Below are 14,868 nucleotides of genomic sequence, written 5' to 3' on the forward strand. Positions count from 1 at the left end.
GCTGCGCGGGCTTCGGGCCGCTGCGCCGGACTCCGTCCGGCGGGGGGCGCCCCACGGCGCCGCGACCCGGCGGCGACGCGGCGACGCGGCGACGGGAATCCGGACCCGCCGTCCGCCGTTACCGGTAGACCACTAGGAGGGAATCCATGTTCTCGTACCGCCGCACGCCCGAGCTCCCCACCCGCGAGGAAGCCCTGACCGGCCGCGCGGAGCCGCTCTTCGCACTGCCCGCCGTACACACCGTGCTCGGCAACCCCCTCGCGGGCCCGTACCCCGCCCACCTCCAGGTCGCGGACTTCGGCCTCGGCTGTTTCTGGGGCGCCGAGCGCAAGTTCTGGCAGACCCCGGGGGTGTGGACCACCCTGGCCGGCTACCAGGGCGGCTTCACCGAGAACCCGACCTACGAAGAGGTCTGCTCGGGCGGCACCGGCCACACCGAGGTGGTCCGGGTCGTCTTCGACCCCTCCCTGGTCTCCTACGAGGTCCTGCTCAAGCTGTTCTGGGAGTCCCACGACCCCACCCAGGGCTTCCGCCAGGGCGGCGACGTCGGCACCCAGTACCGCTCGGCGGTCTACACCCACTCCCCCGCCGCCCAGGCCACCGCCGAAGCCTCCCGCGAGGCCTACCAGCGCGTCCTGACCGCCTCCGGCCACGGCACCATCACCACGGCCGTCCTCCCGGCGTCGGAACGCCCCTTCTGGCCCGCGGAGGGCTATCACCAGCAATATCTGGACCGCAACCCCGGCGGCTACTGCGGCATCGGCGGCACGGGCGTGAGCTGCCCCATCGGCGTCGCCGGGGCCCCCGGGGAGTGAGCGACACCCCGCTCCCCGACCCCGCGCACGAGCGGCTGACCCGGCTCTGGCAGGCCCACAGGCCTGCCGGGCCGGTGCTGCCGTGGGAACTGAAGACGGTGTACAGGGACCGTTGGGTGCGCTTCCACAGCCTGCCGGAGTCCAAGCGCTACGCGGAGGACGAGGCCGAGTACGCGGTCCTCCTCAACCGGTACAACGCAGTCCTCGACGAACTCTTCGCGGGCTGCGAGGCATACGTGGTGACCACCGACTGGGCCGACCCGTCCGAGCCGACGGCCTACTCGGCGCACCGCACCGCCCTCCATCCGGAGGGCACCATGTGGACCACCCTGGACGACACCGACGACCCGGACCCGGACTTCCACACCCGCTGGTACTACTACGCCGACCGCCGCCCCTGGCGGCGCGGCTGCCTCGACCCGCTGCTCCGCGCCGTCGCCGACGACACGCTGCCGGGCATCTTCGTGACGGACACCGAGTTCACCCGTATCCACCACCCGTACGACGGCGGTGCGGACGTCGTCCTCGCCACCTCCGAGGAACGGGACCGGATGCGCGACCGACACTCCTCCTGGCTGTCCACACACCCCTCGGGGTACTGATCTCCCCCGTCAGTCCCGCCACTTCGGAACCAGCAGATCAGGGTTGAACGGGCGTCGGCCTCCGCCTCCCACTGGCAACACGAGCACCGCGTGCAGTACTTCCCTGATCAGGACGCGCTTCTGCCCGAGTTCGAGCCTGCCCGAGGTCCAGCGCTCACGTACATCGCCCGTCACCTCGGCGGCCCGCTGCCTGCGCAGAACGTGACACGTCCTGTCCGCACGGAGTTCCTTGACACGCGCCTCCATCTTCTGGTTCTCGGGGAAGAACAGTTCATCCGAGACCTGGTCTTCCTGCCATGCCTGGAGAAGATTGCGCTGCTTGGCCATCAGACGGGCCAGCTCTTCCTCCCCTCCCCACCGTTCGTCGGCGCGCGTCGCCCTGGCTGCCCTCTCTTCCAACTTTGCGAGTACGGCCTCCGTAATGAATTCATCAATCTTGGCGCCGTTCCTTCCGGTGCCCCCACATCCGCCCATTTCCTTACTGGGACATTGGTAGAGGTAACCCCCGGAGAGGTCCGCTCGTACGGTCGCCCGAAGGGGCGAATTACAGATCTGCCCGTCCTCGCGAGGCTTTCCGCATCGGAGGATTCCCGTCATCAGGTACGAGGGGGTCCGGTAGTCCGTGACCGACCCGTCAACTTTCATGTTGGGGCCGACGCGGGCCGAGAAGACGGCGTCGATGGCCGCCCACTCCTTGGGGGTGATGACGGCCTCCCAGAGACCCACGACGGGAACGCCGTTGGCATGACGCACCAGCTCACCGTTGTGCTTCCGCCACCCGCACAACCTCGGGTTCCACAACGCGAGTTTGAGGGAACGGCTCGCCCATTCCTTGCCGTTGATCGTGCGGACGCCGGCCTCACGCCACTCGCGGAGGATCGAGTGCAGGGACTTGCCCGCGATCACCTCACGGGCGCCCTTCGCCAGCCACGCCGCTTCCTCGGGCTCCAGCGTCAGCTTGTCGTTCTGCCACCCGAAGGGGCGCTTCCCGCCCACCGGGATACCCAGCTCCGCGCGAGCGCGGTGTGAACGGCGCGCCCGCCGCTGCATCTTGCGCACCTCCATCTTGGAGATGACGACACCGAAGAGCCCCATGGACTCCACGTCCTCGCTATAGAGGTTCTTCGACCCCTTGGCGTCCGCGTAGAGCCGTCCCTCCTCGTACGTGAGCGCATCCACGAACCGCTCGTAGTCGCCTGCGCGGCGCGCTAAGCGGTCGTCCGCGACGACGATGACGCCGCGTACGGGCTGCCCGTCCGGCAAGTGGCCCGACTTGAGCGCCTTCATCATGGCCTCGAAGTCCGGACGCACCACCCCCGCCTTTGCCGCCGACAGGTCGCTGTCGGAGTAACGGTGCACGATCGTCCAGCCGAGACGCGCTGCCGTCTCGCCATTCACCTTGTGCTGGTCCTCGACGCCGTGACCGTCCCCGGCCGTGTCGGCGGAGATACGCGCGTACGACACGACCGGGCTTACCGGTGCCGCTTCGCTCACTTCCCACCCTCCATAACTAAGGGTTACCGAGCATACGCAAAGAGGAGTGGTGCTAACGGCAGTACTTGGACAAGAATCCCGGCGGCGACTGCGGCATCGGCAGCACGGGAGCCCCGGACCCCCGCTGCGTGCGGGGGTCCGGGGCTCCATGTGTTTCAGGGCCGCCGTCAGACCACCGTCACCCGCGCCGACGCCCACGAGGTGTGGTCGAAGGCGGAGTTGGCGTTGGCGTCCTCCACCACCAGGTGGAGGAGGCGGATGCCGCGTACGTCCACGTCGAGCGCCGTCGGGCCCGAGGCGCCGGTCAGGGTGCCCGTCGTGGCGAGGACGCGCCCGTCGCCGCGCACGGTCGCGCGGGTGGCTCCGGACGCCGACTGCTTCTTCGAGAAGTCGTCGATGCCGACCAGGGCCGTGAAGCGGTTCCCGCGGCCGCCCAGGTGGTAGACGATCTCCGACGGGGCGTGCACGCCGAGGCCCTTCGCGTACGTGACCCCGCCGAAGGCGATCGGGGTGCCGTCGCCCGCCGCCTGCTTGCCGTTGGAGCGGTCGATCTCGACCGGGCCCCAGCCGTTGGCCGCCGAGACCCAGGGAAGGTCGCTGAGGTAGCTGTCCTGCGTGGGCGGGGCCGGCAGGGGCGTGTATCGGGTGGGTGCCGTGAAGCCGAGGGAGGACGAGGTGGTGGCCCGCGGAACGAGGAGCACGGGTGCGGGCACCGCCGGGGGCGGGGTCAGCCGCCACGTCGTGGTCAGGGACTCGCCCGGGCCGAGGGAGAGCGCGGTCGTCGCCGTCGTCGCGGTGGCCGTCCAGCCCGCCGGGAGCGGGAGGGTGACGCGGACGTCCGGCCAGGGGCGGGTCGTACCGTTCGCGACGGTCGTGGTGAGCGTCGAGGCGACGGCGTCGACGACCGCCGTCAGGCCCCACGGGCGGCGCACGTACGTATCCGCCCAGGAGGAGCGCAGGAGGGCCGTCAACGCCGAGACCACCGACGGGTTCTTCGCCGCCACGTCGTTCTTCTCGCCGAGGTCCGCCGACAGGTCGTAGAGCTCGAAGTCCCACTTCGAATCCGCCACCGTCCGGTCCCGCGCCGGGGCGAACCGTACGGCCTTCCACCGGTCCTTGCGGATGGCCTCCGCGACCTGCTTCGCCCGGCCGCCGTCCTGGGTGTTGGCCCGGCTGGTGACGCCCTGCTCGTCCCGGTACCAGTACAGGTGGTTGTGGAGGGGAGCCAGGGCGGGGGCGCCGTTCAGGACGGGGGCCGCCGAGAGCCCGTCGATGTCCGAGGGGGCCGGGGCGCCGCCCGCCAGGTCGGCGAGGGTGGGCAGGAGGTCGTAGAGCGGGGTGGGGCGGGCGCTGGTGGTGCCGGGGGCGATCCGGCCCGGGGACCAGGCGACGAGGGGGACGCGGACGCCGCCCTCGTACAGGTTGCGCTTGTAGCCGCGCAGCGGACCGTTGGCGTCGAAGAGGTCCGGGTTCACCCCGCCCTCCTCGTGCGGGCCGTTGTCGGAGGCCACCAGGACGACCGTGCGCTCCGCGATGCCCCGCGCCTTCAGCCGGTCGACGACGGCGCCGACCTGCGCGTCGAGGAGGCTGATCTGCGCCGCGTGCGACTTGTTCGCCTGCGTCCAGGACCGGTCCGCGTAGGCGCTCGCGTCGGGGATCTCGCTCGGGGCATGCGGCAGGTTCGGGGTGAGGAAAAGCAGGAAGGGGGCGGCGCCGGCGGCGTGGGCGTCGATGAAGCCGAGGGCGCGCGCGGCGATCGCGTCGGGGGCGAAGGTGCCCGTCGGGACGGTCTCCTTGGCGTTGCCGTTCCAGAGGTACGCCGGGTAGTACTGGTGGGCGTGGCTGTGGTCGATGTACCCGTAGAACTCCTCGAAGCCCCGCGCGCCCGGGTGGCTCGGCTGGTCCCCGGCCTCCGGTCCGAAGCCCCACTTGCCGAAGAGGCCCGTACGGTAGCCGCGCGCCCGGAGCACCTCCGCGAAGGTGGTGTCGCCGGTGCCGAGGCTGCCCTGGCCGCCGCTGGAGGGGTTGGCCCGGACGGCCGCGTGCCCGGTGTGCAGGCCGGTCAGCAGCGCGGCGCGGGAGGGCGCGCAGACGGCGGCCGCGGAGTAGGCGTCGGTGAACCGGAGCCCTTCGGAGGCGAGCTGGTCGATGCGCGGGGTGCTGATCAGCTTCTGGCCGTACGCGCCCAGGTCGCCGTAGCCCAGATCGTCGGCCAGGATCACCACGAGGTTCGGCGGACCCTCCGCCCCGGCGGCGGCCGCCTGAGCGGGCCGGACGGCCTGCGGGAGGGCCGCGAGGCCGACGGCGGCGGCCGCGGAACCCGCGAGGAAATGGCGGCGGCTGGACATCTCGAACTCCCCTGTGGCTGAAGGCTGCTGGGAAGATCGTCCGCGTGGACGGCCGCCGGGACCATGCACGGAGCATGAAAAGCGTGTGACGGCGGCCCCCGGGGCGATGTGCACCCCGGGGGCCGCGTCAGGCATCGGTGTCAGGCGCCGGCGTCAGACGCCGGTCCGGTCAGGCGACGGTTTCGGACTCCGGTCCGGTCAGATGGTCGAGGTGTCGATGACGAAGCGGTAGCGGACGTCGCCCGACTGGACGCGCTCGTAAGCCTCGTTGACCTCATCGGCACGGATCAGCTCGATGTCCGCACCGAGCCCGTGCTCCGCGCAGAAGTCGAGCATCTCCTGCGTCTCGGCGATCCCGCCGATCATCGAGCCGGCCAGGGTCTTGCGGCCGCCGATGACGGAGAACAGGTTCAGCGAGACCGGCTCCTCCGGGGCGCCGACGTTCACCAGGGCCCCGTCCACCTTGAGCAGGCCCAGGTAGGCGTCGAGGGCGAGTGGCGCGGAGACGGTCGACACGATCAGGTCGAAGCGGCCGGCCAGCTCCTTGAAGGTGGCCTCGTCGCTCGTCGCGTAGAAGTGGTCGGCGCCCAGCTTGAGGCCGTCCTCCTGCTTGCGCAGGGTCTGCGAGAGGACGGTGACCTCGGCGCCGAGCGCGTGGGCGATCTTGACGCCCATGTGGCCGAGGCCGCCGAGACCGACGACCGCGACCTGCTTGCCGGGGCCGGCCTTCCAGTGCTTGAGCGGGGAGTACAGGGTGATGCCGGCGCAGAGCAGCGGGGCGGCGATGTCGAGGGCGAGGCCGTCGGGGATGCGGACGGTGTAGTTCTCGTCGACGACCACGTGCGTGGAGTAACCGCCGTACGTGGGCTCGCCGTTCTTGTCGAGGGAGTTGTACGTGCCGGTCATGCCCTTGGCACAGAACTGCTCCTGCCCGGCGAGGCACTGCTCGCACTCGCGGCAGGAGTCGACGAAGCAGCCGACGCCCACGCGGTCACCGACGGCGAACTTGGTCACTCCGGAGCCGACTTCGGTGACGACACCGGCGATCTCGTGGCCCGGGACCATGGGGTAGATGCCCTCGCCCCAGCCGTCGGTGACCTGGTGGATGTCGGAGTGGCAGATGCCGGCGAACTTGATGTCGATGAGGACGTCGTGCGCGCCGACCGGACGGCGCGGGACGGTGATGCGCTCCAGCGGGGCCTTGGGCGCGGGAGCGGCGTAGGCGGCGACCTGGGTGACGGACACGGTGGGGCTCCTCGGAAACTTCTGTGCGGGACTGCCTGTGTCCACAGCCTGCACTCTCCCGCCCGGGACACCCATCCCCCTGCCCTGCCTAGGTCTGCCAGACCTACCCTTGGCGGGGTCAGGATGAGGCCCCCGGCCTGCGCCCCCGCGCGGGGATACTGGGGTAATGGACCAGCTTGATCAGCGAGCCGAGCTCGGCGAGTTCCTGCGTTCCCGGCGGGCCCGCCTGCGCCCCGAGGACGTGGGCCTGCCCGACTACGGGCGCCACCGCCGCGTCCCCGGCCTGCGCCGCGAGGAGCTGGCGCAGCTGGCCGGGGTGTCGGTGGCGTACTACACCCGGCTGGAGCAGGGCCACGGCCAGAACGTGTCGGCGGAGATCCTCGACGCCATCGCGCGGGCCCTGCGCCTGGACGGTACGGAGCGCGCGCACCTGAGCCACCTGGCCGGCCCCAAGCCGCGCAAGCGCCGCCAGGCCCCGCGCCCCCAGCAGGTCCGGCCGGAGCTGCGGACGCTGCTGGACGCGATGGACGGCGTACCCGCGTACCTGGTCGGGCGGCGCCAGGACGTCATCGGCTGGAACAGGCTGGCCGCGGCGGTCTTCGGCGACTTCGGGAAGCTCCCGGCGCAGGAGCGCAACCTCGTGCGGCTGGTGTTCCTGGACCCGGCGACGGCGGAGCTGTACGCGGACTGGGAATGCCGGGCGTGCGAGGTGGTGAGCAATCTGCGCGTGTACGCCGGGCAGTTCCCCGACGACGAACGGCTGTCCGCGCTGGTCGGTGAACTGTCCGTCAAGAACGAGGAGTTCCGCCGGTTGTGGGCCGCCCACACGGTGGCCGACAACAAGATCCACGGCGTCAAGCGACTGCGCCACCCGCTGGTCGGCGACATCCAGCTCTCCTTCGAGACCCTGGCCCTCCCGGACGACCCGGCGCAGTTCCTCGTCACCTACCACGCGGCCCCGGGCTCCCCCTCGGCCGACGCCCTCAGCCTCCTCGCCTCCTGGTCCGCGTCCCCCGCCACCCCCACCCCCGACCGGGAGTCCGACCGGGACCGGGATCACGCCCCGGGCCCCGTCGGGGAATCCGCTCCGTAGGACACCCGGCACCCCCGGCGCACCGAGCACACCGGGCACACCGGGCACCCCCCGGCCGCCCTCGCCCGGCCTAGAGGTGCAACTGGAAGTACCCGACCGCGCGTTCGCGCCGGTAGCCCAGCGCCGCGTTGACCGCGAGCATCGGGGTGTTGTCGTCCGCCACCGAGGTGGCGATGGTGCGCAGGTCCGGGTGGCGGGTCGCCGCCTCCGCGAGCATGCGGAGCTTGACCGCGCGGCCGAGGCCGTGGCCCCGGTGGGCGGGGACCACCACGGTGTCGTACTGGAGCGCGCGCGGGCCGGCCGGATCGGGGAGGACCAGTTCCGTGTAGGCCGCGACCTCGCCGTCCGGGGTGACGGCGGCGACCGTGGTCAGTTCGCCTCCCCGGTCCAGGATCTTGCGGTGGGCCGCGTGCAGGCGCTCCGCCGTCCAGGTCTGGATCTGCTGGTCCAGCTCCCCCATCGGCGCGTCCTCCATCGCCCCGTGGGCCACGGCCACGGCCTGCGCCCGGTCGTCGGGCACCAGCCCGGGCCAGCAGTGCAGCTCGTAGCCGGGCGGGGTGGACGCGGACCCCGCCCGGGCGGACTGGGCGGCCTCCGCGGCCTTCGTCTCCTGCACCCACCGCGCCTCCCGTACGTCCTGGACGTACCAGGCCATCGACAGGACGTTCTCGAAGCCCACGGACTCGGCGAACGCCTGCCCCGGACCCCCCAGGTCCACCTCCGTCGCCACCGAGGTCCGGCCGTCCGCGAGCAGTTCCTCGCGGGCCCGCTCCCACAGGGCCGATCCCACACCGCGGCGCCGCGCGTCGGGCCGTACGGTCAGCTCGTCCAGGAACGCCGTGTGGTCGTTGGCGCCGTCGGTGAACAGGACCAGGGAGGCGACGGCGTCGTCCGTCGCCCAGTACAGCGAGCGCCCCCGCACCGAGGGCACCCGCAGCGCTCCGGCCACCTCCGTCCGGGAGGGCGGCGGAGTCCCCGGCAGGTCCGCCGTCCGGGCCGCGGCCAGGACGGCCCACCAGTGGTCGACCTCGGTGTCGGTCGGGGGTACGGAGAGCGGGGTGATCGTCATGATCCGGACCCTAAACCGGAGCGCGGCGGGGCGCGGTGGAGCGCCGCGGGCCGCGGTGGAGCGCTCAGACGTTTTCGGTGACGGTCACCTTCCCCCGGCGGATCGTCGCCACCCGCGGGGCCCGCTTCGCGAGCGCGCCGTCGTGGGTGACCATGACGAGGTCAGTCCGTGCTCCTTCCACAGTCCTTCGAGCAGTTCCATGACCTCGTCGCGCATGGACTCGTCGAGGTTGCCGGTCGGTTCGTCGGCCAGCAGCACCTTCGGCCGCTTCACCAGCGCCCGTGCGATGGCCACGCGCTGCTGCTGGCCGCCGGACATCTCCCCGGGCAGGTGGCCCATGCGCTCGCCGAGGCCCACGGAGTCCAGCGCCTCGGCGGCCCGGTCGCGCCGCTCGCGGGCCTTGAGGCCGAGCGGGACGAGGGCCGTCTCGACGTTCTCCTGGGCGGTGAGCGTCGGGATCAGGTTGAAGGACTGGAAGACGAAGCCGATGCTCTCCGCGCGGACCCGGGTGAGGCGGGATTCGGAGACGGTGGCGAGGTCGAGTCCGTCGAGGACGATCTGCCCCGCCGTCGGGCGGTCCAGGGCGCCGAGCATCTGCAGCAGGGAGGACTTGCCGCCGCCGGTGGGTCCCTGGATGACGAGCCGGCCGCCGTCCTCGATGGTCAGGTCGACGCCGGCGAGCGCGTCGATGGATTCCTTGCCGCGCCGGTAGCGCTTGGTGACACCGGTCCGTACCGAGGCCGTAGAGCGACTGGACGACCCGGCCCGTGGGTGCGCCATACCCGCCGAGACGGAGGTGACGACGATGACGAGGGCGATGTCCAAGGTGAGTCCGGAGGCAACGACGAGCGCCGCCCTCCTGTGGCAGCGCAACTCGCGCCGGAGGTAGTTGAATCCTCCCTTCCCTGAGGGGAGGGGATTCCTGCCTCACGCTGCCTGCCAGCCCGACGGACTGACAGGTCTTCCACGATCGACGGCAGCCGGGTTGAGACCAGCCCGGACCAGCATGACGTGGGCGGAGTTCCTGTCCCTGGGGGATACGGCTCCGCACACGTTGCAGGTGTAGGTACGTTCTGAGAGAGGTAGTGCGTGCTTGGTTCTCGCTCCGCACTGCGCGCAATCCATGCTGGTGTGCGCGGGATGAACAAGACGCACGACGCGCCCGTGCTTGCGCGCCATGGCGATCAGCTCACGCTTGGTCGCGCCGATCGCCGCGTCGGCCGCCTTGCGGGCCATAGTCGACTTAGAGAGGAACTTCGGCCGAAAGTCCTCCACCGCCAGGGCGTCATGGTCACGGACCACGGTCTTGGCCCACTTCCGGCCGGTGTCCTGCCGCTGCCGGGCCACCTTCTTGTGGAGTTTCGCCGTCAGCTTCTTCGCCACCCGGTAGCCCCTCGAACCGGGCCTGCCCTTCGCCGGTTTACGGCGGGCCATCATCCGCTGATAACGGGCGAGCCTGACGGCCGCCTTCTTACCGTGCCCGGTGTGCGGGAGATCGTGGGCGTCGCTGGTGGTGGTCGCGATCTCCTTCACACCCCAGTCGATCCCGATCACCAGGCCCGTCTCCGAGAGCGGCTGCACTTCGGCGGGAACGACAAAGGACGCGTACCAATGGCCGAGGCTGTCACGGTAGATCCGCACCGACGACGGGTCCGCCGGGAGATCCCGGGACCACACCACCCTCAGGTTGATGCCGCCTGCAAGGTGCAGGCGGCCACCCTTGATCCGGAATCCGCGACAGGTGTAGTTCAGGCTCGGATCGGCATGGGCCTTCTTCTTGTACCTGGGCATCCCCGCCCGCTGCCGCATCGGCAACCGGGCTTTGACGTCCTTCAAAGCCTTGGCACGGGACTTCCCGAAGTCCCGAATCAGCTGCTGCTGCGGAACGCTGCTGCCCTCACCCAACCAGGTATTGCGGCTACGGGCTTCGGTCAGCATCGTGTCCAGCCGGGCCGGCCCGCACTTCTCATTCTCGGCATGGGCCTTCTTCGACCGGGCACAGCATTCGTTCCAGATCCACCGGCACCGGCCCCACTCACCCAACAACTTGGCGAGCGCGGTCGACGACACACGAAGCCGGTAGGTGAACCGGGCATAACCGGCACCATCCGCAGCGGCCGTTGTCGTCATGAAGCGACCGTAGCGCCGCACCCTTTGCGTCCATGCTCAAGTTCTCCGACGATCCCACGAACGAGTGACCGATCGCGCACGTACCGACCGGCAGCCCTCAACTCCGAGATCCCACACTCGCTGGAGTCCGCCTCCTGATCGCCGGATAGCCGAAGGATAAGAGTCGGATGGCGATCGGGAGCGGGAACGCGGACGGCGGGGAGCCCCCTGGCCGGGGCTCCCCGCCGTCCGTCTGTGCTTCGTCGGGGTGCAGCTGTGGTGCCGGGGGATCAGGCGGCCGAGCCGGCCTTCCACTCCGCCCAGCCCATGTTCCAGCCGTTGAGGCCGTTGTCCGGCTTGATGGTCTTGTCCGGGGAGTTGACGACCGTGACGACGTCTCCGATGAGGGAGTTGTCGTAGAACCAGGCCGCGGGCTGGTTCGGGTCGTTGGCGCCCTTGGCGTCGTTCAGGCCGACACAGCCGTGGCTGGTGTTGGCGCTGCCGAAGACCGAGTCCGGTCCCCAGTAGTTGCCGTGGACGAAGGTGCCGGAGGTCGACAGGCGCATCGCGTGCGGCACGTCCTTGATGTCGTACTCGCCCTTGCCGTCGTCGTCCGTGAAGCCGACGGTGGCGCCGTTCATCCGGGTCTCCTTGAACTTCTCGGAGATCACCATCTGACCGTTGTAGGTCGGGTTCTCCGGGGAGCCCGCCGAGATCGGGATGGTCTTCAGGACCGCGCCGTCCCGGGTGACCGTCATCTTCTTCGTCTTCGCGTCGACCGTGGAGACCTGGCTCCGGCCGATCTTGAAGGTGACGGTCTTGCTCTGCACGCCCTGGATGCCCGGGCCGCCCTGGACCCCGTCCAGCGCCAGCTTCAGGGTGACGGTGGAACCGGCCTGCCAGTACTTCTCCGGGCGGAAGTCCAGCCGCTGCGTGCTGAACCAGTGGCCCACGACCTCCTGGCCGCTGCTGGAGGTGACGGTGATGCCCGCCTGGACGGCCTTCTTGTCCTTGATCGACTTGTCGAAGGTGATGGAGACCGGCATGCCCACGCCGACGGTCTGGCCCGCGTCCGGGATGAAGGAGCCCACGAAGCTGTTCTGCGGGGAGACGGTGGTGAAGGAGGCGTTCTCGTGCGCCTCGCGGCCCGCCTCGTCCTTCGCGGTCGCCGACAGCGCGTACTTCGTCGAGCGCTTCAGCGCTCCGTCCGGCTTCCAGCTCTTGCCGTCGGCGGCTATCTTGCCCGGCACCGCCGTGCCCTCGGAGCTCTTCAGCTCGACCTCGGTGAGCGTGCCTTCACTGACGGCCACGTTGGCCGAGTCGTTCAGGCCGATGTTGGTGGCGCCGTCCTTGGGCGTGATGGCTATCTTGGCCTTGGAGGCGTCCTTGGCCGCAGCCGCGTCCACGTCCGCCTGGGACTTGGCCGATGCCTCCCCGCTGGCCTGCGGCTTCTTCGCGTCACCGTCGTCGCCGCCGCATCCCGCGAGCACCAGTACGCCGCCGAGTACGGCGGATATGGCCACCAGGGACCTTCTCCGCCGCTTGCTGTCCGTCCTCACACGCCACTCCATCGTTGCCGGAACCCCGAATTCCCCGGGCAGGGGGCATGACCCCCCTGCCTCGTCCTGACAACGCATTACACCCCGAGGTGTTGCCACATTCCGTTCGAATGTGGTCAACCCCACCGTCAGGCGTTGTCAGTCTCTTCTTCGAGCTCCCCATCTTCCTCGTCGAGGTCCCACTCCATGGACTCGGGGTCGTATTCCACGGGCTCGCTGCTCCAGGAGGCCTGCGCGAGCTCCACGCCGGGGATGCCCGCGACCAGGTCAGTGGGGTCCACCAGGTAGGCCAGAGCCTCCGACTCGTCCTCCCGGACGGCCGCCTCGGCGTGGCCGCGCTCCTCGTCCGGCATGAACTCGTCGGCCTTGATGTGCGCGAGGGCGGCTCCGGTGAGCGCGTCGACGTCCGGCACTTCAAGTACCAAATCCACCCGAAGGCGTACGTATCGTGAGGTCTCAGAAGGGTTCATACGACGGAGAGTAATCCCGTGGCAGCCCCGGCTTTCCCACGACCCGCCCCTTTCCGTAGCATCACCGCACGGGGCCAATTCGCTGCTGCCACAAGGGGGATCGCACCGTGTCCGCACGCCGATCAACACTCACCGCTCTCGGAGCGACCACCCTCCTCGCCGCCCTGTGGTTCGTCCCCTCGGCGGGCGCCGCACCCGAGCACGCGAAGGGCGCCTCCGGCGCGCCCACCGCCGCGAACACCCGGGTCCAGGCCGCCTCGGCGCCCGCGCCCGCCCTCGCGCTCGCCGACACCGGCGGCGTGGACACCACGCCCTACCTGCTCGGCGGCACGCTCTTCCTGGGCGCCGGGGCCGGCTTCGTGGCCTTCTCCGTACGCCGCTCGCGCACGGTGTAAGGACCGCAGGACACACGAAAGGGGTGCGGCCCCGGGGATGTCCCCGGGGCCGCACCCCTTCCGCACGCTCGAACCACTTCCCTCAGGCGAGGGGGCCGGTGACGGCCTCGACGGCGTCCACGAGTGCACCCGAACGGACGAAGGCGTCCGCGGCGGCCAGGTCGGGCGCGAGGAAGCGGTCCGGCCCGGGACCCTCCACGCCCGCCGCACGCACCGCCGCGATGGCGGCCCGGCTGGCCGGCGCCGGGGTGAGCCCGTGGCGCAGCTCGATGGCGCGGGTGGCCGCGTACAGCTCGATCGCGACGATCCGGGTGAGGTTGTCGACGGCGGTACGGAGCTTGCGCGCGGCCGACCAGCCCATCGAGACGTGGTCCTCCTGCATGGCGGAGGAGGGGATCGAGTCGGCGGAGGCGGGAACCGCGAGCCGCTTCATCTCACTCACGAGTGCGGCCTGCGTGTACTGGGCGATCATGAGCCCGGAGTCCACGCCTGCGTCGTCCGCGAGGAACGGCGGCAGGCCGTGGCTGCGGTTCTTGTCGAGCAGCCGGTCGGTGCGCCGCTCGGCGATGGACCCGAGGTCGGCGGCCGCGATGGCGAGGAAGTCCAGGACGTACGCGACCGGGGCGCCGTGGAAGTTCCCGTTGGACTCCACGCGCCCGTCAGGCAGCACGACCGGGTTGTCGACGGCGGAGGCCAGCTCGCGGGAGGCGACGAGGGCGGCGTGCGCCATGGTGTCGCGGCCCGCGCCGGCGACCTGCGGGGCGCAGCGCACGGAGTAGGCGTCCTGGACGCGCGGGGCGGACTCCTCCTGGAAGTGCCCGGTGAGCCCGGAGCCCTTCAGGACGGCGGCCATGTTCGCGGCGGAGGCACCCTGGCCGGGGTGCGGGCGGATGGCGTGCAGCTCGGGCTGGAGCACCTTCTCGGTGCCGAGCAGCGCCTCCAGCGTCAGCGCGGCGGTGATGTCGGCGGAGGTGTACAGCTTGCCGAGGTCGGCGAGGGCCATGACCAGCATGCCGAGCATGCCGTCGGTGCCGTTGAGGAGGGCGAGGCCCTCCTTCTCGCGGAGCTCGACGGGGGCGATCCCGGCCTCGGCGAGCAGCTCCCCGGCGGGCCGCACGGTCCCGTCGGGACCCTCCGCGTCCCCCTCGCCCATCAGCGCGAGCGCGCAGTGCGAGAGCGGGGCGAGGTCTCCCGAGCAGCCCAGCGAGCCGTACTCGTGCACGACGGGGGTGATCCCGGCGTTGAGCACGTCGGCCATCGTCTGCGCGACGGACGGCCGGACGCCGGTGTGCCCGGAGGCGACGGTCTTCAGCCGCAGGAACATCAGCGCACGCACGACCTCGCGCTCGACGCGCGGGCCCATGCCGGCGGCGTGCGAGCGGACGATGTTGCGCTGGAGCTGCGCGCGCAGCTCGGGGCTGATGTGCCGGGAGGCGAGCGCCCCGAACCCGGTGGACACCCCGTAGACGGGCTCGGGCTTCGCGGCGAGCGCTTCCACGATCTCCCGGGCCCGCCCGAGCGCGGCGACGGCCTCGCCGGAAAGCTCGACGCGGGCGTTGCCGCGGGCGACCGCGATCACGTCTTCGGCGGTGGTCCCGGACGTTCCCACCACGACAGTGTGCATATCCATATTCAGCACCCTACGGACTGAATCCCTTCATGTCACTCC

12 protein-coding genes and 1 pseudogene are annotated in these 14,868 nt (G+C 70.9%); 4 read left to right on the forward strand and 9 right to left on the reverse strand.

Going from position 1 to position 14,868, the window contains the following annotated elements; genetic code table 11:
• The first annotated feature begins 146 nt into the window (after window positions 1–146).
• Window positions 147–815, forward strand: a complete 669-nt coding sequence (gene msrA, locus OHA37_RS14035; RefSeq protein WP_266905153.1) for a peptide-methionine (S)-S-oxide reductase MsrA — start codon at window positions 147–149, stop codon at window positions 813–815.
• Window positions 812–1,417 (forward strand): DUF3885 domain-containing protein, encoded by a 606-nt coding sequence (locus OHA37_RS14040; protein ID WP_266905155.1) that lies wholly within the window; start codon window positions 812–814, stop codon window positions 1,415–1,417. Before msrA ends, OHA37_RS14040 begins: the two co-directional genes overlap by 4 nt.
• A gap of 9 nt (window positions 1,418–1,426) precedes the next feature.
• Here the strand turns inward: OHA37_RS14040 and OHA37_RS14045 are convergent, their stop codons facing one another.
• The 3 genes from OHA37_RS14045 to OHA37_RS14055 all read right to left on the reverse strand — a co-directional run bounded on the left by OHA37_RS14045 (window position 1,427) and on the right by OHA37_RS14055 (window position 6,504).
• A complete protein-coding gene (locus OHA37_RS14045) occupies window positions 1,427–2,911 on the reverse strand; it encodes a recombinase family protein (protein ID WP_266905157.1) in 1,485 nt (494 codons plus the stop codon).
• A gap of 167 nt (window positions 2,912–3,078) precedes the next feature.
• Window positions 3,079–5,259, reverse strand: coding sequence for a sulfatase-like hydrolase/transferase (locus tag OHA37_RS14050; RefSeq protein WP_266905159.1), 2,181 nt, complete (start codon window positions 5,257–5,259; stop codon window positions 3,079–3,081).
• Between the two features lie 198 nt (window positions 5,260–5,457).
• Window positions 5,458–6,504, reverse strand: coding sequence for an NAD(P)-dependent alcohol dehydrogenase (locus OHA37_RS14055; RefSeq protein ID WP_266905161.1), 1,047 nt, complete (start codon window positions 6,502–6,504; stop codon window positions 5,458–5,460).
• Window positions 6,505–6,670: 166 nt separating this feature from the next.
• On the opposite strand from OHA37_RS14055, the gene OHA37_RS14060 reads away from it, so the two are divergent.
• On the forward strand, window positions 6,671–7,597 hold the full coding sequence (locus tag OHA37_RS14060) for a helix-turn-helix transcriptional regulator (protein ID WP_266905163.1): 927 nt from the start codon (window positions 6,671–6,673) through the stop codon (window positions 7,595–7,597).
• 70 nt (window positions 7,598–7,667) lie between these two features.
• Here the strand turns inward: OHA37_RS14060 and OHA37_RS14065 are convergent, their stop codons facing one another.
• From OHA37_RS14065 to OHA37_RS14085, 5 genes and pseudogenes are all read right to left on the reverse strand, one after another.
• Window positions 7,668–8,666 carry a GNAT family N-acetyltransferase gene (locus tag OHA37_RS14065; RefSeq protein WP_266905165.1) on the reverse strand — a complete coding sequence of 333 codons (999 nt, stop codon included), beginning with the start codon at window positions 8,664–8,666 and terminating at the stop codon, window positions 7,668–7,670.
• Between the two features lie 64 nt (window positions 8,667–8,730).
• Window positions 8,731–9,446, reverse strand: a pseudogene (locus OHA37_RS14070) (ABC transporter ATP-binding protein).
• A gap of 147 nt (window positions 9,447–9,593) precedes the next feature.
• A complete protein-coding gene (locus tag OHA37_RS14075; RefSeq protein WP_266905167.1) occupies window positions 9,594–10,796 on the reverse strand; it encodes an RNA-guided endonuclease InsQ/TnpB family protein in 1,203 nt (400 codons plus the stop codon).
• Between the two features lie 269 nt (window positions 10,797–11,065).
• Window positions 11,066–12,346 (reverse strand): L,D-transpeptidase, encoded by a 1,281-nt coding sequence (locus OHA37_RS14080; protein ID WP_266905169.1) that lies wholly within the window; start codon window positions 12,344–12,346, stop codon window positions 11,066–11,068.
• A 116-nt stretch (window positions 12,347–12,462) separates the two neighbouring features.
• On the reverse strand, window positions 12,463–12,747 hold the full coding sequence (locus tag OHA37_RS14085; protein ID WP_266905171.1) for a hypothetical protein: 285 nt from the start codon (window positions 12,745–12,747) through the stop codon (window positions 12,463–12,465).
• 164 nt (window positions 12,748–12,911) lie between these two features.
• On the opposite strand from OHA37_RS14085, the gene OHA37_RS14090 reads away from it, so the two are divergent.
• The gene (locus OHA37_RS14090; protein ID WP_266905173.1) at window positions 12,912–13,199 is read left to right on the forward strand and encodes a hypothetical protein; all 288 of its coding nucleotides are present in this window, start codon (window positions 12,912–12,914) and stop codon (window positions 13,197–13,199) included.
• A gap of 82 nt (window positions 13,200–13,281) precedes the next feature.
• Here the strand turns inward: OHA37_RS14090 and hutH are convergent, their stop codons facing one another.
• A complete protein-coding gene (gene hutH, locus OHA37_RS14095) occupies window positions 13,282–14,823 on the reverse strand; it encodes a histidine ammonia-lyase (RefSeq protein ID WP_266912769.1) in 1,542 nt (513 codons plus the stop codon).
• Window positions 14,824–14,868: the final 45 nt, after the last annotated feature.

It is taken from the genome of Streptomyces sp. NBC_00335, from assembly GCF_036127095.1.
Lineage (GTDB): Bacteria > Actinomycetota > Actinomycetes > Streptomycetales > Streptomycetaceae > Streptomyces.